Here is an 18,383-nt window from a genome sequence, read left to right on the forward strand (position 1 = left end):
ATAGATCAATAATAACCCCGTGGCCCTTGTAGGCGCCACATTTTTACTAATATAAAACCTAATACTGCACCACCCAAATGTGCGAAGTGCGCAACGTTATCACCACTAAACTGGCCCAGGCCAAGCATTAGTTCAATAACAATATAAACCGGCATAATGTATTTTGCCTTTACCGGAACGGGGATAAACATGATCATTAGTTCGGCATTTGGATAAAGCATTCCGAAAGCTACTAACAAACCAAAAATAGCACCCGAAGCCCCAACCATTGAAGAATAATATATTCCCTGTAATTTTTGGATAACTTCTGAACTCGCTCTAAAGGTATCAGGCACAGTAAAACCTCCTGTTAGCTGGTAAACCTGAATGCCTTGAACAATCATCTGAAGAAAAATGCCTCCTAAACCGCATATAAAATAGAAGGTCAAAAATCTTTTTGACCCCATATTATACTCTAATACGCTGCCGAAAGAAAAAAGCGCAAACATGTTAAAGATAATGTGTGCCCATCCGCCATGAAAGAACATGTAAGTTATAGGCTGCCATGGTTTAAACAAAGGCGAATCAAAATAGTGGGTCGCAACCTGATTGTAAATGTTGTCAACCATACCCTGTTGGAAGATCAGGAAAGGTAAAAAGCATATAACATTTATTATAAGCAGGTTTTTAACAACCGGCGATATATTGGCGAAAGGAGATTGCATCATAATTAAAAAACAGGGTTATTTTTCAAACCGCTCTAAAAGTTCTGTTAAGGTAAATGTACTAATTACAGGTTTACCATTAAGCGCTATGTTGGGCATTTGGCAGGCAAAAAGCTGGTCGGTTATTAAATTCATTTCCTCTAATGATAGTTTCGTGCCGGCTTTAATGGCAGCATTGCGAGCTAATGAACGTGCCAGGTTATCCCGTTTATCCAACTTTAAAATGCTCAGGTTGTTTTTAAAACCTTCCAATAAATGCTCCAGCAATTGGTGCCCATCGGCATTGTTAAGGTCGGCAGGCACGCCTTCCACCACAACGGTATTTTTACCAAACTCGCGTATGTCAAAGCCCAGTGCGCGTATATCATTAAAAAGCTCCTTCAATAACTCAAAATCGGCACCGTTTAGTGTGAGCGATTGCGGAAATAAGCTTTGCTGACTAACACCCGAATGATTTTGTAGCTGCTGTAAAAAGCGCTCATACAAAATGCGCTCATGCGCGGCTTGTTGGTCTATCAGCATAAAGCCCGATTTAATTGGCGAAATAATAAAACGGTTGTGTATCTGGAAAAACTGGCGTTCGCTGGTTTTGCTTACCTCCTGCTCATCAACCGCTATGGTTTTTTCAATATGTATCTCGTGCTGTACGGCAGGTTCATCGCGTTTGCCTATCTCGTATAGCGTATCCCAGTTATGAAGGATTGATGGTCGGCTATAAGAGCTATCGCGCGGATAAGATGGCGATGGCCTTTCGTTACTTTTCTCGGTAAACGGATTGAAGTTAGGATTGAAAGAAATAGACGGTGCTACAATCTGTTCAAAAGGCTTGGGCGTTATTAAATGCTCAATGCTGTTCTCCTGATCAAAATCCAGGCTCGGTGTAATATTATAACGGCCTAAAGAACGCTTCACAGCCGAACGGATGATGGCGTAAATAGACTTTTCATCCTGGTATTTTATTTCTGTTTTTGTTGGATGTACGTTGATGTCAATTTTTGACGGATCTATCTCAATGAATAACACGTACAGCGGGAAAGATTCATCAGGCAACAGTTCTTCAAAAGCCGTTAAAACCGCATGGTTCAAATAAGCATCTTTTATAAAACGGTTGTTTACAAAAAAGAACTGCTCTCCGCGTGTTTTACGGGCGAACTCGGGCTTGCCAACAAAGCCGTTCAGCTTAATAATGGTGGTATCTTCCTCAACCGGTACTAAGCGCTGGTTGTAATTATTGCCCAGTAGGTGTACAATACGTTGTTTTAATGATGCTGCCGGTAAGTGGTAAACTTCCTGTCCATCATGATGCAGGGTAAAAAACACTTCCGGATGAGCCAAGGCCACACGTTGAAACTCGTCAATGATGTGGCGCATTTCAACCGGGTTACTTTTGAGGAAATTACGGCGGGCTGGGATATTATAGAATAGATTTTTTACCGCTATGGATGTTCCGGCAGGAGCGGAGCAGGCCTCCTGCTTTAACACTTCCGATCCTTCTATAAAAAGCTGTGTGCCTAATTCATCTTCATGGCGGCGGGTTCTGAGTTCTACCTGGGCTATCGCCGCAATAGATGCCAATGCTTCGCCTCTGAAACCCATGGTTCGTATGGCAAAAAGGTCTTCGGCTTTTTTTATTTTAGAGGTAGCATGGCGCTCAAAGCTCATGCGGGCATCAGTACCGCTCATGCCGCAGCCATTATCAATTACCTGTATTAACGATTTACCGGCATCTTTAATAATAAGTTGTATTTTATCGGCGCCTGCATCTATAGCATTTTCAATCATTTCTTTTACAGCAGATGCAGGCCTTTGCACCACCTCGCCGGCGGCTATTTGGTTGGCAACTGAATCTGGTAAAAGCTGAATAATGTCTGACATGAATGAATTTTCCCCTCTGTTTCTATTTCGATGCTAAATTAATTAATTGGGCGGATATTACGGTTTTTAGATTTACCCAACGCTGGTGTAGCCGACTGTCAAGTCAATGCTTGCACAGTAAAATTTCCCTTCGCGATGATAAGTTAGGGTGGCTCTCAGTGGCTCACCCCGGCTCTTGGCGGCTCTTAGTGGCTCTTGGCGGTTCTTAGGAGCCCTTAGTGGCTCTCAGGGCTCTCAGTGGTTCACCCGGACCAGAGCCACCACCCCATAACAACCCATGGTTTAACTAAACTCAAAGTTTCCCACATTGCTTTGCAATTCATTTGGATAAACCGATTTTCGCAATCCGACTGATTGACTTATGACAGATCATTATAAAAAAATAGCGACGGAGTTTTCCATTGCCGAAAGACAGGTAAATGCCACCGTGCAATTGCTTGACGAAGGTGCCACGGTACCATTTATTTCGCGTTATCGTAAAGAGCTCACTGGCAGTTTAGATGAGGTGCAGGTGGCAGGTATACGCGACCGTATACAGCAACTGCGCGAACTGGACAAACGCCGCGAAGCTATACTGAATTCGCTTACCGAGATGGGCAAGCTCACGCCCGAACTGGAAGAACAGATAAAAGCAGCCGAAACAATGGTGTTGCTGGAAGATATTTATTTGCCTTATCGCCCTAAGCGTAAAACACGCGCCACAACCGCGCGCGAAAAAGGTTTGCAACCACTGGCCGATGCTTTATTGGCTCAAAATAAATTTGATGTTGAAACCGAAGCTGAAAAGTATATTTCTGAAGAAAAGGGAGTAGACAGTATTGAAGAAGCATTAGCCGGGGCGCGTGATATTATTGCTGAGTTTATCAGCGAAAATGCGGAGGTGCGGGCGAAGCTGCGGGAGTTGTTTGTAGAGAAAGGCACATTTAAAAGTCGCGTTGCACCGGGTAAAGAAGAGGCGGGTATTAAATATAAAGATTACTTTGATTGGGAAGAGCCGGTTAAATCGGCGCCATCTCACCGCATATTGGCCATGCGTCGCGGCGAAAAGGAGGAAATATTATTCCTGGATACCTTACCGCCCGAAGAGGAAGCCATCGCCTTATTGGAAAATGCTTTTATCACAGGCCATAACAATGCAGCTGAGCAAGTGCGTTTAGCTATATATGATGGATATAAAAGATTACTTCGCCCCTCAATGGAAACCGAGGTTCGCCTGCTAACCAAAAAGCGCGCCGACGAAGAAGCGATACGAGTTTTTGCAGAGAACGCAAGGCAATTATTATTAGCCGCCCCGCTCGGTCAAAAACGCATGATGGCTATTGACCCGGGTTTCCGTACAGGTTGTAAAGTGGTGTGCCTGGATGAACAGGGCAAGTTATTAGAGTATACAGCCATATTTCCGCATACCGGCGCCGGGCAAGCTAAGGAGGCAGAAAAGACGGTAAAGCATCTGTTTGAACACTACAACATAGAAGCTATAGCTATTGGCAACGGCACTGCCGGCCGGGAAACAGAGTTGTTTGTGCGCCAGTTAAACTTGCCAAACGCAGTTGTAGTAATGGTGAACGAAAGCGGAGCATCTATCTACTCCGCATCAGAAGTAGCGAGAGAGGAATTTCCTGATAAAGATGTTACGGTACGCGGCGCGGTATCAATAGGCCGCCGACTAATGGACCCACTGGCGGAGTTGGTTAAAATTGATCCTAAGTCGATAGGGGTGGGGCAGTACCAGCACGATGTTGATCAGAATAAATTGCAGGCATCGTTGGATGATACGGTAATTAGCTGCGTAAATGCGGTTGGGGTGGAGTTGAATACAGCATCTAAACAAATACTATCTTATGTATCGGGCCTTGGTCCGCAACTCGCTCAAAATATTGTTGCTTATCGTGATGTTAACGGCGCGTTCACCCGTCGAGATCAGCTCAAAAAAGTTCCACGTCTTGGCGATAAAGCCTTTGAACAGGCTGCAGGTTTCCTGCGCATACATAATGCAGAGAATCCATTGGATGCAAGCGCCGTACACCCTGAACGTTATACGCTTGTTGCGCAAATGGCTAAAGACAAAGGCTGTACAGTTAGTGAACTAATGCGAGATGAAAAGCTGCGTAAAAGCATCCCGCTACAAAAATACGCTACTGAAACAGTTGGCTTACCCACCCTGAATGATATTATGGCCGAGTTGGCCAAACCCGGTCGTGACCCACGCGAGCAGTTTGAGGCTTTTAGTTTTACCGAAGGGGTTAACAGCATCAATGACTTAAAACCAGGCATGAAACTGCCGGGTATTGTAACCAATATTACCAACTTTGGAGCTTTTGTAGATATTGGGGTACACCAGGACGGTTTGGTGCACTTGAGCCAGATAGCCAACCGCTTTGTTAAGGATGCCAACGAAGTGCTTAAGGTGCATCAGCAGGTTGAAGTTACGGTTACGGAAGTTGACGTAAACCGCAAACGTATATCGCTATCTATGAAAACTGATGAGCAGCAACGCGAGCGTAGCGCAATACCGCAGCATGCCCAAAACAAACCGGGCAATTTCCAACAACCTAAAAAGAAACAGGCAGAGCCGGAAACAGATATGGCCATGAAACTTGCAGCATTAAAAAGCAAGTTCAGATAGTTAGCAGTTAAACGTTTTTAGGAGGAGTTTTAACCGGGTTAACCGGTTGCTCCTCTTTTTCGCGTTTAGCGGCTACATCGCCACCGTGTGGCTGGTCTGCATCATATACTTTATCTTCTTTTCTCACCTTGCTTTCACCGCCGTTATCATTTGGTCTGTCGGTTGGCGTATCAGCTGGTGATGGTTTATCTGTTGAATTTGCGGGCTTGGTCATAATTAATTGTTGAATTAGTGAATTACTGATTGAGTGAATTAAAGGTTGGATGATTAGTGTGATGTCAATCTTTAATCTTCAACTCACCTTTCCCAAAACACCTACCCACGCATATTGTTTAATTGCGTTAAATAATGTTAATATCGGCGGTTATCGGTTTAATTAAATTATAAAGTTTTACCTTTAAGCGCGTATTCTTAATTTAGCGACACAAATATTACGTATGGAAGAATTTGAAGTAAGCGAATCAGCAAAGAAAACCAAGACCATCTATATATCTACAGTATTCGGCATATCAATGGTATTGCTGATGGTGGGCTTGTTAGGTTTGTTGCTTGTGCACGCCAATCACCTGTCGCGTTACGTAAAAGAGAATATTGTGCTTAACATATTTGTTGATGAAGCCGCCCGCGAAGCTGATGTAAGGCAATTGCAAACGCAACTGGATGCCAATCCGGCTGTAAAACAAGCTATCTACGTAAGCAAAGAGTTGGCAGCACGTAATCTTCAAAAAGATCTGGGCGAAGATTTTGTTAAGTTTTTGGGTTACAACCCGCTATCGCAATCGCTTGATGTTTATCTGAATGCTGATTATGCTAACAATGCGCAAATAACTAAACTTAAAGAGCAATTACTTAAAAATCCATTAGTTAAGGAGGTTAAATATCAGCAATCATTAGTTGACCAAATGAACCAGAATTTAACCGCGATTAGCCTGGTTATATTAGCCTTCGCATCCATATTTGTGGTGGTTTCGGTAGCATTGATCAACAATACTATCCGGTTGGCTATTTACTCTCAAAGGTTTTTAATTAAATCAATGCAGTTGGTAGGCGCTACCAAAAACTTTATCCGCAAGCCGTTTATATTATATGGTATATGGCATGGTATACTGGGCGGATTGATCGCTATTATTATTCTGATTGGCACGTTATACCTCGCCAACCTTCAAATACCCGATCTGATCATACTGCAAAGCAATGTTGAGTTTGGAATTGTGTTTTTGCTGGTGTTAGGTTTAGGTGTATTCATTTCGGGCGTAAGTACCTGGTTAGCGGTCAATAAATTTTTACGTTTAAAAATCTACGACCTTTACAGGTAGGTAAAAGCTAAAATGTGAATGGTAAAAGGTTCGCACCATTCGCTACATCACTCATTCAATAATTCATTAATTAAAAATATGGCAAAGAGCGCGCAAACTATAAAAACGCAAAAGGAGCCCACAGGCGCACCTGTTAAATTTATTTTTGAGAGAACTAACTACATGTGGTTCATCATCAGCATAGCTGTTGTTACTGTTGGCTTTTTCTTAATGGCCGGCACTACAGATATTTATAGCACTACAAAAATTGTAGTTGCGCCAGTTGTTGTATTGGCAGGTTTCGGCATTGGTTTTTATGCTATCCTCAAAAAATAATCGAGCCTTAACAGGCCTTTTCTTCCCCCGCATTAAAGTTGTCGCAAAATGAATATTTTTCATGTTATAGTTTTGGCCATTATTGAAGGCCTTACTGAGTTTTTGCCTGTTTCGTCAACAGGGCACATGGTCGTAGCCAGTTCTTTAATGGGCATAGGCAAAGATGAGTTTGTGAAACTTTTTGAAATTGTGATCCAGTTAGGCGCTATTCTTTCGGTAGTGGTGCTTTATTTCAAGCGTTTTTTTCGCTCATTTAAGTTCTACATTAAATTAGTTGTTGGTGTAATACCGGCAGTTATATTCGGTGTTCTTTTTAAGAGCAAGATACAAATGTTGCTGGAGAATCCGTTGGTGGTTGGCGCAGCATTGGTTGTTGGTGGCGTAGTACTGCTTTTTGTTGACGACTGGTTTAAGAAGCCTACAATAACCAAGGAAGAGGATATTAGCTACCTTACAGCGCTTAAAATAGGTTTCTTTCAATGTTTGGCCATGATACCAGGCGTATCGCGTTCGGCATCATCTATTATTGGCGGTATGTCACAAAAGCTAAGCAGAATGGCGGCTGCAGAGTTTTCTTTCTTTCTGGCTGTTCCCACAATGTTTGGTGCAACCTTAAAAGATGTTTATGACTTTTATAAAGATGGCGGTATTAGTCAGGCAGATCTGTATCAGGATATCAAATTCTTATTAGTGGGTAGCCTAATAGCTTTTATTGTAGCATTGTTAGCTATCAAATCCTTTATTACCTTTTTGGAACGTAAGGGCTTCAAAGTATTTGGCTGGTATCGCATTATAGCAGGTATCATCATTATTATATTGTACTATACAGGCAACGCTCTGAATACTATTTAATACTGTTATTTTATAAGTATAAAAGCCCTTGCATACTGTTGCAGGGGCTTTTTTGTGTGTATAGAAATTAGCACATGTAACATTAAAGTAACAATTAAAATATGTACAATTTAATTTCTGGTATGCCGTTTGTATGTTGTAACTCAGTTTTAAATAACTGAATTAACGTAATGTGCCGAAAGGCACTTCTCTTCATATAATTGGTTTATAATTGGTTTAGAAAGAGCTCCTGCCCATCAGGAGCTCTTCTTGTTTTGGTTATGTAACAGCCTTAAAATGAATAATGAACGCCCAATATCGAATAATGTATATCGAAGTTTGTTTGGTGCTTCATCATTCGAAATTCAACGTTCGTTGTTCGATATTCAGACGCAAAACAAAAAGGCCGGTCCTTGCGAACCGGCCTTATAAATTGTTATAATTTGTAGGTTGTTATTTCTCTTCTGTGCTGGTGAATAGCTTGGCTTTGTCAACCTTCTCAACCAGTGCGCCGTCTTTCAGCGTTTTTGAAATAGCAGGATATGGTGCTGATACCACTTCGTCTCCATCTTTCAGGCCTGATAAGATTTGCACATAGGTATCATCCTGGATACCTGTAGTAACCTGTACCTGTTTAACTTTACCTGAAGCTTCATACACAAAAACGTATTCTTTAGCAGGTGCGGCACTGGCAGTAGTTTTGGTGTCGCTGTCATCTTTCTTAGGAGCCGACTCGTCTTTCTTCTCCTCGCGGGTGGTAACAGACTGGATAGGGACCGATAACGCTTTGGTATGATTGGTCATAATATCAACCGTAGCGGTAAGCCCCGGACGGAACGGCGATGGATTGTTAGATTTACTGTTCAGTATATCCGCGTATGATGCAGCATCAATACGCACTTTAACGGTAAAGTTGGTCACCTGGTCGGCAGTAGTTCCAACCACGTTAGCAGAACTGCCAATCTCAGTAACCCTGCCTTTGAATTTTTTTCCTGAAAAAGCGTCAACCTGAATAAGCGACTCATCACCAAGGCTTATGCGGTTAATGTCGTTCTCGTTAACGTCTACGTTAACATCCATGTCATTAAGGTTTGAAATGGTCATGATCTCGGTACCTGCAAATTGTTGGGTTCCCAAAACACGTTCGCCAATTTCAACAGATAATTTCGATACAACACCATCAACCGGAGCGTAAATAGTTGTTTTCATCAGGTTGTCATTCGCTTCTTTTACAGTAGCTTCAGATTGCTGCATGCCAAATTTTGCTGCTATAACGCTTTGTTTAGAAGCTTCTAAACCGGCAACGGCACTTTCATAGCTTGCTTTGGCCTGGTCAAACTCGGCAGCAGTAAGCACCTTCTTTTCAAATAATTCCTTACTGCGTTTGTAGTTGGCAGCCTGGTTGTTGTAAGTAGCTTCGGCTTGTTTTTGCATTTGGCTTGAGTTAGCCACGTTTGCTTTTTGTGAGTTGAGCGAAGCAACTGCGCGGTTATATCCCGATTGCAAAATGTCCGGACGTATTTTGATCAATAACTGACCTTTTTTTACCACATCACCTTCTTTAATAGGCAGTTCAACTACCTCGCCGGATACCTCAGGACTGATCTTAACTTCTACGTGCGGCATGATTTTTCCGCTGGCAGAAACCGTTTCGTTGATCTCGCGGTTGGCGGCTTTTTCGGTAGCAACCTTTGTTTTTTGTTCTTTACCGATAACGCCCGTTGCCTTACCAATAATAAGCAGCACCACAACGATGCCTAAACCAATTAGAATATATTTAGTAGTTTTTCCCATGATATGCAGGATTTTTTTATTTATTAAAGAGTGATAGTTTTACCTAAATAATAGTCAATTATTTTACTTCTGAAAATGACAGCGTATTGTGCCTGGATCATATCGTTTTGCGATCTGTTAAAGTTGGTAACCGCTGTATTATAATCTAACGAGTTGACCAAACCCACGTCATAACGTTGTTGCGTAACATTTAACGCATCTCTGTTAGCCTCAAAAGTTTGAGTAGCAGATTGATATTGCTTGGTAGCTGCATTCAGATCAAGTACAGCCTGCATAATTATTTTGGTAAGGTTGTTTTTTGACAACTGCGTATTAAGCTGTGCGTTTTGATAATTAAGTTGTGCCTTTTTAACGTTAGTATGCGCTAAAAATCTGTTAAATATGGGTATTTGTAAACTTAAACCTACGCCTTGGTTAAAGTTGTTTCTAAATTGATCAAGAAAAGGATATGGGCCTTGTATTGGGCTTACTGACGGTGTTACAGAAATAACACTGGTATTTGAACCTTCAACCTTTCCTATAACAGGGAAAGTAGGAGGTGTGTAACCTAAAATTTGTGTAAATCTGTTAGAATAACTGGAAGCAAGGTTACCATACATGCTTAATGTTGGGTAGTAAGCACCTTTGGCAATTTTGATAGATTGTGCAAACGTGCGCTCTCTCGCTTCAGCAAGCTTAATATCCGGGTTAATGCCTAATGCAGTGTTGGCAACTTCATTGGCATCATATGCTGTTTGTACATTGGTCAATCTGCTAATATCCGGACGCTCTACTGTTATTTCAGTATATGGATTCATTTCCATCAACTGCTTCAACGTAAGTACAGATATATTAAGCTGGTTTTCAGCATTGGTTAAATTAAGATTAGCCGTAGCTGATTGTGCTTTAGCCTGCGACAAGTCGGCAAGTGTGTTTTTACCGGCATCAAAACTTATTTGTACCCTTTGTTGGTTTTGATTGGCAATGTCTATCTGTTGTTTAGCTGCTGTTACCAGATCTTGGTTAACTAAAATTTGCAGATAAGTGGTTACAACATTTAGTATCAGATCATTTTTAATTTTAGCCGTATTGCTTTGATTAACATCAACGGTTAACCTGTTTTGAATGATCTGGTTGCGCAACTGGCCGCCCTGAAACAAGGTGACGTTCATTTGGGCATTTGCGTTAACGTTAAATGAGGCCTGGTTAGAGAAGGCGAAGGTACCTGCAACCTGGCTTCGGCCAAAGTTGTAGCCACCATTTGAGCTTCCGTTAAGGCTTGGCAACAGGTTGTTTTTTGATTGTTGCAGATCGGCATAACCAATTGCTTCTGTAACCTGTGCCTGCTTGATGTTAAGGTTGTTGGCTAACATGCGGTCAACCGCTTGCTGCAGGGTTATTCTTTCCTGCGCTTTAACAGTAAAACCTGCGGTAACCAGCAAAGCGGCCATTATACCTGCACGTTTTAATACTGATGTATTTTGCTTCATATAGTTATTATGTACAAAAATTGAGATGTTTTACCGGAGATAGCCGGATTTGCTTTACATTAGTAATTGCACTAATTAAGCATTTCACTCGTCTCCTGTATAAAGGCGATCTCTTTGTTCGAATTATGTATCTGGTTAAAACACCTTGGCTGCTAAAAAAAATCTATCCGCAACTTATTTGGGACGGTGATAAACGCAGTCGTACTATTTATCTGACGTTTGACGACGGGCCTATACCAATTGTTACACCTTTTGTTTTAAATATTTTAGCGCAATACAAGGCAAAAGCCACTTTTTTTTGCATTGGCGATAACGTTACTAAACATACGGATATTTTCGATAATTTAAAATCGGCCGGACATACCATCGGTAACCATACCTTTAACCATTTAAGAGGCTGGGACACGCCCGACGACCAGTATTTTCAAAACTTTATAAAAGCAGATGAATTACTTAATACTCAACTTTTCCGGCCACCGTACGGCCGCATAAAACGCTCGCAAATTAAGCTTTTAAAACAATACCGTCCCAATATAAAAATCATTATGTGGGACGTTTTGAGCGGCGATTTTGATACGCAACTTAGTCCTGAAAAATGCCTGCAAAACGTTTTGAAACATACCGAGGCTGGTTCCATTGTTGTCTTTCATGATAGCCTAAAGGCCTTTGACCGATTGCAGTATGTTTTGCCACGGGCAATGGAGGAATGGAGCAAAAATGGATATGCTTTTGGCTGCTTAGTTTAATAAGTTAAAAAGTACTCTTTTTCTCAATCTCGGGTAATGCCAGATCTATTCTTCGGGCCAGCTCAGGCAATTTAATGGTCGGAACTGCCGGAAAGAGATGGTGCTCTAAATGGTAAAACATACTAAAAGTGATTTTATTTTTCCAGCCTCCTCTTTGTGTTCTTGCAAATTCAGGGCTATCATGTGTATCATGATGAACTGTCCAAACTGCAAAAAAAGCCATTAAAAATTCGCCAATAATCATAATTACAATATGATATATGAGAAAATGAATGTTAAAATAAAATACAATACTTACAAAAATGATAATAGAAAGTAGTTCTAACAACACATTCTTTCTATAGTTGCTGTTTCCCAATTGTAAAGTGATTTTATGAATAAGAAACATATGAACAGGGCCGTATAATATTGCACCATACCATGTCATTCCGGCTGATTTGCCTTCGTAATCGTCGTTGGTTAAACAATACTTATGATGCCTGATGTGATTAAATTTTACGGCATGTATTGAAACCAACATTAAGACACTGTTAATGTAAAGTGACAGCCAGGTTAGGAATTTATTTGTCCCCAACGAATTATGAAAACCGTTATGAACCTGCCTTAATCCTGTTAGGAAAAAAACGCAGAAAAAGGCAGAGCGGCTATATAATAACCAAAATAGGCAAGGGTAATAGAAATTATAAACCAAGGGATAGTGAGATTATTCTCAATTAACATCTCCTGTACTGAAAGACTTTTTAAATCTTTCCATTCCACCTTTTTAAGAATTTCCTGATGCGTCATATAGAAAAGAAGTTATTCTTGTACATCCACAAAATGGCCGCAACAACGGTAATAGCTAAAGCTGTTAAACCAATCCAGCCCTTGCGCTTGTCCTGACGCAGCACCCAAATTAAAAAGCCAATTAATGGCACTACAAATATTGTCCAGAAAATTAAAGAAGCAGCAGACATATAATTAGTTAATAGTTCTTAGTTAATTGTTCATGGTTTGGTTGGTTGACAGTTTGATTTGTTTCTATGAACTATGAACCAATAACCATGAACTAAAACGGCATCCTCGCCAGTGGCGCAACATTTTGCCCGGTAAATTCACCTTTTAAATATTTGTGATAACCGGCAATGGCTATCATGCCCGCATTATCGGTACAATATTGCATGGCCGGAATGAAATAGTTCCAGCCATTTTTCTCCGCCATTTGTTGCAGGCCTTGTCTTAAGCCTGTGTTGGCTGATACACCACCTGCCATGGCCACATCCTTAATACCGTATTCACGGGCCGCGCGTTCAAATTTGTTTAGCAATATAGTAACGATACGCTTTTCAACAGATGCGCATATATCGTTTATATTATCCTGTATAAAATTCGGGTTAGCTGCTACATTATCTCTTATAAAATAAAGTATAGAAGTTTTCAATCCGCTAAAGCTATAATCAAAGCCGGGTATCTGCGGCTCCGGAAATTTAAAACGGTCAGGGTTACCTAAACGTGCGTACTTGTCAATAAGCGGCCCGCCGGGATAGGGTAGGCCCAGTATTTTGCTGGTTTTATCCATAGCCTCACCTGCGGCATCATCAAGCGTTTGACCAATCACTTCCATATCAAAATAGTCTTTGACCAAAACTATCTGCGTATGCCCGCCCGATACGGTAAGGCACAAAAAAGGGAAAGATGGTTTTTTCTCACCAATAAAGTGGGCTAACACATGAGCTTGCATATGGTTAACTTCAATAAGCGGAAGGCTGTTTGCCAGCGCAAAACCCTTGGCAAATGATACGCCGACAAGCAAAGAACCCAATAAACCGGGTCCGCGTGTAAAAGCTACGGCATCAATATCATTTTTGTTTACTTTTGCGTTTAATAATGCTTGTTGAACAGCCGGAACAATATTCTGCTGATGAACCCTTGAGGCTAACTCGGGCACAACGCCACCGTAAGCCTCGTGTATAGCCTGATTGGCAATAACATTGCTTAAAACAGCACCGTCAACACACACGGCTGCCGAGGTATCATCGCAGGAAGATTCTATGGCTAATATTACAGGCACTATGTTTAATTTTGAAGGATCGATTGAGTGAATGAGTGATTTTTTAAATGTAAACCTTATTTAATAAATAGTGTTTAACATTCAGTCATTTGCTAAATCACTAATTCGCTCATTATATAAAGCGCAAAGTTATTAAAAAAGTACTCAAAATAGCCCTTGGCATTGTTCTGCTTGTGTTTTTAATGCTGAGCATTTTGCTATTGGTATTTCAGTACGAACCAGTGCAAACATGGGCCGCAAAAAAGGCCACCAAATATCTGTCAAAAAAACTCGGTACCAAGGTTGATATCAAGAGCCTTTACATAAAACCGTTTACTTCCGTAGTGCTGGAAGACTTTTATGTATTAGATAAGCAGAAGGATACCCTTATCCGTACACCAAAACTTACGGTTGAGCTGAGCGGCTTTTCTTTATTTTCAAGCATACCTGAGAGAAAATTAGATCTTAGCCTTATCCAATTAGACAATGGCTCCTTCTATCTTAAAAATCTGGAAGGCAATAAAACCAACTTTAAGTTTATAGTAGATAGCCTGGCTTCAAAAGATACCACTTCAACGCCAGGCAAGCCATGGACGCTTGTCTTCGGAAAAATTGCTGTAAATAATTTCCGCTTCAGGTACAAAAACCAGCTTAAGCGTGAACCCGTTAAAGGAATGAACTTTGACGATATTGATGTACGTAACTTCAGCGTTGTTGTTAACAACATGGATGTGTATAACCATTTGTTTAAAGGCGAAGTACGCAACCTTACTTTGAAGGAAAAAAGCGGCTTTGATATCCAGAATTTTACAGGCAATGCCACAGTTGATACCAACCAGATACTGGTAGAAAAACTCCTTATCAAAACACCAAACTCAACTGTAAAGGATTATCTGCGCATGCGTTTTAAAACGTTTGACGACATGAGCGATTTTGAGAATAAGGTGCGAATGGATGGGTTTTTCAAAACATCGCACATATCGTCAAAAGACATAGCCTATTTTGCTGACCTGGAAAAAATGAAGTTTGAACTGGGGGTTGATGGCAAAATACAGGGAAAGGTAAAAGATTTAAAAGCCAAGGGCTTAACTGTTACAACCGGTCAGGCTACGTACATAAAAGGAGATTTCAGTTTAAAGGGGCTACCCGACTTTGAAAACACCTTTATGGAGCTTGACTTTGACCAGATAGCTACCAACAAACGTGATTTGGACAAGGTAATTGGCGGTTTTACAGGCGGATCAACCAAAGCTCCTGATATACTGAACAAGTTTGGCAATATCAATTTTAAGGGTAGGTTTACAGGCTTGCAAAATAATTTTGTAGCCTATGGCTCTTTTAAAACTAAATTGGGACGGTTTGATCCCGATATAAACTTGAAGATTGATAAGAATGGCACGCCAAGTTACACAGGTAAATTCAATGTGTATGATTTTGACCTGGGTAACCTGATTGATGAACCCCAATTGGGTAGGGCAACTTTCAACGCTAACATAAAAGGCAGGGGCGATGAGTTGGAAACCTTAAACGAAAAGGTTACGGCTAAAATAGCCCGCATTAGCTTTAAAGGTTATAACTACCATAATGTTACGGTAAATGGCAGCTTTATTGACCAAAAAGCCAGCGGACAGCTTACCATAAACGATGTTAATGTGAAGCTGGATGCCAACGGAAGCGTTGATTTAAAGCCGAAGTTACCTACCTATGACTTTACAGCCTTGATTGATGATGCTAACCTGAATAAATTAAAATTGCTGAACGACACCGTTACGATCAGCACGCAGATCAAAACCCGAATAACCGGTAACAGCCTTAAAAATATGCAGGGAGAAGCGCTTTTTTCGCCTATCCGTGTAGTTGATCCGCGTAATAATTATTTGCTTGATTCTATTTATGTTGTGGCGAGGGATACGGGAGATGTTAGGTCAATTGCCTTCCGTTCAGATGCGCTTGACGGTAGTATAAAGGGCAAGTATGACCTGGCGACGCTGCCATCGTATTTCAAAACCATTGTTAAAAAATACATACCATCATTACAAACCACAATTGTTCAACCCAAGCCGCAAAATTTTGAGTTTAATCTGGCTATTAAAAACCTTGACCCACTTACAGCCATATTTCTCCCAGACTTAAAAATACCTGAACGCGGCACCTTTATAGGGAGGTTTAATTCTGAAGAGAAAACGGCTACGCTTAATGGTTTTATTAAAACCATTAAATACGGCGATATGGTTTTTCATGATTTTATTCTGGATGAATCAACACTTGATCAGTTTTTAAGTCTTAACGTTTCGCTAAGTCGGGTGGACCTTACGGAAAAACTTTATTTAAAGGATATTGACATAACCAATTTCCTAAATAATGACAGCCTGAAATTCAACGTTAAGTTGGCCGATAAAAATGCCACCAACCAGTTGGACCTTTACGGTTTGGTAGCATTTGGGCGAGACACCACCGCCAAGCTTCAGATACTACCATCAGACGTTATCCTCGAAAACCAAAAATGGCACATAGAAGAGGCTGTACGTATAAAATTGTTAGACAACAAAACACAGGTTTCGGGTTTTGAGCTTTCAAACGGCACGCAAAAAGTTAAGATTGATGGTTATATTTCAAAATCAACTCAAGACAAACTGAACATTGTTTTTGAACAATTTGGCATGGCTACGCTTAATCAGCTAACCCGGACGTCTGACATTACGTTGCACGGACTGATGAATGGTAATGTTGAGCTTTCATCAATCTTAAAATCGCCGGGTATTGCTGCCGATCTGAAAATTGATTCGCTGGCCATGAATACCACCCAAATAGGTGATGTGAAAATTCTGTCAAAGCTTGATAATGAGAAGCAGCAGGCAGATGTAAATATGGAGATCACATCAAACGGCATAAAAACGTTTGACGTAGATGGCAAGTATATTATTAAAGCAGGGGAGGATGATGAATTGGATTTTGAGGTGGTAATGGACAAAACCAAAGCCATTATTTTTGAACCGTTTGTAAAGGATCTGGTATCTAACTTGAAAGGCACTGTTTCTACAGATCTAAAACTTACGGGGACGCCATCGCGCCCTAAACTTAATGGCGACTTAGAATTTAATGATACCGGACTGAAAGTTAATTATCTGGGTACACCTTATGTTTTAAATGACAGGGTTACGGTTGAGAATAGTATTATCAGCATCAAGGACCTTACTTTAAAAGATACCTTAGGAGGGCAGGGTAAAATAAAGGGAACGGTAGATCTGGCCAATCCGTCAAACCCGGTAATGGATGTAACCCTTAATGTTAATAACGGTAGTTTAATGGCTTTGAACACTACGTTTAAAGAGAATCACCTGTATTTTGGTAAAGCCTTTGCAAGGGGTACTTTCAGCTTTAAAGGCCCGGTTGATAATATGAACATTGATATTGATGCAAGTACGCAAGAGGGCACCGTATTTAATTTGCCGCTAAATGCATCATCAACGGTGAGCGAATATGATTTTATACGATTTGAAAGCCACAAAGACACAACTAATGTTGCTATAGATAAAAAGAAAAGTTTTAATGGTGTTACGCTTAACCTGGCTTTAAATGTTGATGAAAAGAGTACTGTTATTATCACCACAGATTATGGCGTGCTTCAAGGTAACGGTACATCGCGTAATTTGAGCTTAAAAATAAACAGCCTGGGTGATTTTGAAATGTTTGGCGATTTTAACATCATCTCGGGTAAGTTTGAGTTTACAGCTAAAAATTTCATAAGCAAAAATTTTGTGGTGAATCAGGGCGGTAACATACGCTGGACAGGGAATCCTGCGGCAGCGGAAATTAACCTGAAAGCTGTTTACGAGGTGCGTACAGATATTTCACCATTATATACTGCCGCCGGCTTACAATCGCCAAGAGGTAACCAACAGGTGCTGGTACAAGCCAACCTTATCATAACAAAATCGTTATTACAGCCAACTATTGATTTCGATTTTAATTTCCCTACAGATCCGCAGATAAAGGAAGATGTGAACACTTACCTGGCCGATAATAATAACCGTAGTCAGCAGGCTTTAAGCATTATTGTGCGAAGGGCGTTTGCGCCAGGCACAGGCAGCAACTTTGGTAACCAGGTATTAGGTACTGCGGGTAGCGCGCTTAGCGAGTTTGCCTTTAATAAGCTAAACAGTTTAATATCTCAATCAAATGTTAAAGGATTTGATCTTACAATTCGGTCATTTAATGATGCCAGCGCGTCTGTAAAATTCTTTAATGAACGATTAGTATTTAACGGCAGTTTATTCAATAACAGCGGAAGTAGTAACCTGTTTAACAATAACACCAGTTTGCTAAATTCTGATTTTAACAAACTAACAAAGGATTTTGAGGCATTATATCGTATACGCCCTGATGGCAACCTTACAGGCAGATATTCATACAGGGTACTTAACACAAATACATTGAATGCTGCCGACCAACTTACTGTGCAATATGTAAATGGTATTGGTTTGGTTTACCAGCGCGACTTTGATACGTTTGGCGAGTTTATTAAAAATATCTTTTCCAGAGGCACCAACAGGCGCAACCGCAAGCTTATTCCACTTGATCAAAGCGTTCCGGTAGTTCCAACGCCAGGTACGTTGCCCAAAGCAGATACTACGCCCTCAACCGGCGGCGGTCCGTCAAATGAAGAGGATGATTAATA

The 18,383-nt window shown here is 40.9% G+C and carries 15 protein-coding genes; 6 read left to right on the top strand and 9 right to left on the bottom strand.

Features of this window, described 5'->3' with window-relative positions; translation table 11 throughout:
* Positions 1-5 precede the first annotated feature (5 nt).
* Both CLV57_RS04655 and mutL read right to left on the bottom strand, forming a co-directional pair.
* The gene (locus CLV57_RS04655; protein ID WP_317044567.1) at positions 6-707 is read right to left on the bottom strand and encodes a rhomboid family intramembrane serine protease; all 702 of its coding nucleotides are present in this window, start codon (positions 705-707) and stop codon (positions 6-8) included.
* Positions 708-722: 15 nt separating this feature from the next.
* Positions 723-2,579, bottom strand: coding sequence for a DNA mismatch repair endonuclease MutL (mutL, locus tag CLV57_RS04660; protein ID WP_100340171.1), 1,857 nt, complete (start codon positions 2,577-2,579; stop codon positions 723-725).
* Positions 2,580-2,940: 361 nt separating this feature from the next.
* On the opposite strand from mutL, the gene CLV57_RS04665 reads away from it, so the two are divergent.
* Entirely contained in the window at positions 2,941-5,205 is a 2,265-nt protein-coding gene (locus CLV57_RS04665; protein WP_100340172.1) for a Tex family protein, read from the top strand.
* 7 nt (positions 5,206-5,212) lie between these two features.
* Here the strand turns inward: CLV57_RS04665 and CLV57_RS04670 are convergent, their stop codons facing one another.
* Positions 5,213-5,419: a hypothetical protein gene (locus tag CLV57_RS04670; protein ID WP_100340173.1), complete on the bottom strand. Its 207-nt coding sequence runs from the start codon at positions 5,417-5,419 to the stop codon at positions 5,213-5,215.
* A gap of 223 nt (positions 5,420-5,642) precedes the next feature.
* On the opposite strand from CLV57_RS04670, the gene CLV57_RS04675 reads away from it, so the two are divergent.
* From CLV57_RS04675 to CLV57_RS04685, 3 genes are all read left to right on the top strand, one after another.
* On the top strand, positions 5,643-6,521 hold the full coding sequence (locus tag CLV57_RS04675) for a cell division protein FtsX (RefSeq protein ID WP_100340174.1): 879 nt from the start codon (positions 5,643-5,645) through the stop codon (positions 6,519-6,521).
* Between the two features lie 78 nt (positions 6,522-6,599).
* Positions 6,600-6,836 carry a DUF3098 domain-containing protein gene (locus CLV57_RS04680; RefSeq protein WP_100341311.1) on the top strand — a complete coding sequence of 79 codons (237 nt, stop codon included), beginning with the start codon at positions 6,600-6,602 and terminating at the stop codon, positions 6,834-6,836.
* Positions 6,837-6,884: 48 nt separating this feature from the next.
* Positions 6,885-7,688 (top strand): undecaprenyl-diphosphate phosphatase, encoded by an 804-nt coding sequence (locus tag CLV57_RS04685; RefSeq protein ID WP_100340175.1) that lies wholly within the window; start codon positions 6,885-6,887, stop codon positions 7,686-7,688.
* 432 nt (positions 7,689-8,120) lie between these two features.
* Here CLV57_RS04685 and CLV57_RS04690 read toward each other — a convergent pair whose 3' ends face one another.
* Entirely contained in the window at positions 8,121-9,461 is a 1,341-nt protein-coding gene (locus CLV57_RS04690; protein WP_100340176.1) for an efflux RND transporter periplasmic adaptor subunit, read from the bottom strand.
* 23 nt (positions 9,462-9,484) lie between these two features.
* A complete protein-coding gene (locus tag CLV57_RS04695) occupies positions 9,485-10,930 on the bottom strand; it encodes a TolC family protein (protein WP_100340177.1) in 1,446 nt (481 codons plus the stop codon).
* 125 nt (positions 10,931-11,055) lie between these two features.
* Between CLV57_RS04695 and CLV57_RS04700 the strand changes: the two genes are divergently transcribed.
* Positions 11,056-11,676 carry a polysaccharide deacetylase family protein gene (locus tag CLV57_RS04700; RefSeq protein ID WP_100340178.1) on the top strand — a complete coding sequence of 207 codons (621 nt, stop codon included), beginning with the start codon at positions 11,056-11,058 and terminating at the stop codon, positions 11,674-11,676.
* A gap of 4 nt (positions 11,677-11,680) precedes the next feature.
* Here CLV57_RS04700 and CLV57_RS04705 read toward each other — a convergent pair whose 3' ends face one another.
* From CLV57_RS04705 to tsaD, 4 genes are all read right to left on the bottom strand, one after another.
* The gene (locus CLV57_RS04705) at positions 11,681-12,367 is read right to left on the bottom strand and encodes a fatty acid desaturase (protein WP_245856868.1); all 687 of its coding nucleotides are present in this window, start codon (positions 12,365-12,367) and stop codon (positions 11,681-11,683) included.
* Positions 12,289-12,462, bottom strand: coding sequence for a hypothetical protein (locus CLV57_RS18595; protein WP_245856943.1), 174 nt, complete (start codon positions 12,460-12,462; stop codon positions 12,289-12,291). Before CLV57_RS18595 ends, CLV57_RS04705 begins: the two co-directional genes overlap by 79 nt.
* Complete coding sequence (locus CLV57_RS18305) at positions 12,459-12,632, bottom strand: hypothetical protein (protein WP_157799067.1); 174 nt, start codon at positions 12,630-12,632, stop codon at positions 12,459-12,461. The genes CLV57_RS18595 and CLV57_RS18305 overlap by 4 nt, the downstream gene beginning before the upstream one ends.
* Before the next feature lie 92 nt (positions 12,633-12,724).
* Positions 12,725-13,726: a tRNA (adenosine(37)-N6)-threonylcarbamoyltransferase complex transferase subunit TsaD gene (tsaD, locus tag CLV57_RS04710; protein ID WP_100340179.1), complete on the bottom strand. Its 1,002-nt coding sequence runs from the start codon at positions 13,724-13,726 to the stop codon at positions 12,725-12,727.
* 182 nt (positions 13,727-13,908) lie between these two features.
* Here tsaD and CLV57_RS04715 point away from each other — a divergent pair, with 182 nt between their 5' ends.
* Positions 13,909-18,381 carry a translocation/assembly module TamB domain-containing protein gene (locus CLV57_RS04715; RefSeq protein ID WP_100340180.1) on the top strand — a complete coding sequence of 1,491 codons (4,473 nt, stop codon included), beginning with the start codon at positions 13,909-13,911 and terminating at the stop codon, positions 18,379-18,381.
* Positions 18,382-18,383: the final 2 nt, after the last annotated feature.

The organism is Mucilaginibacter auburnensis, from assembly GCF_002797815.1.
GTDB classification, from domain to species: Bacteria; Bacteroidota; Bacteroidia; order Sphingobacteriales; family Sphingobacteriaceae; genus Mucilaginibacter; species Mucilaginibacter auburnensis.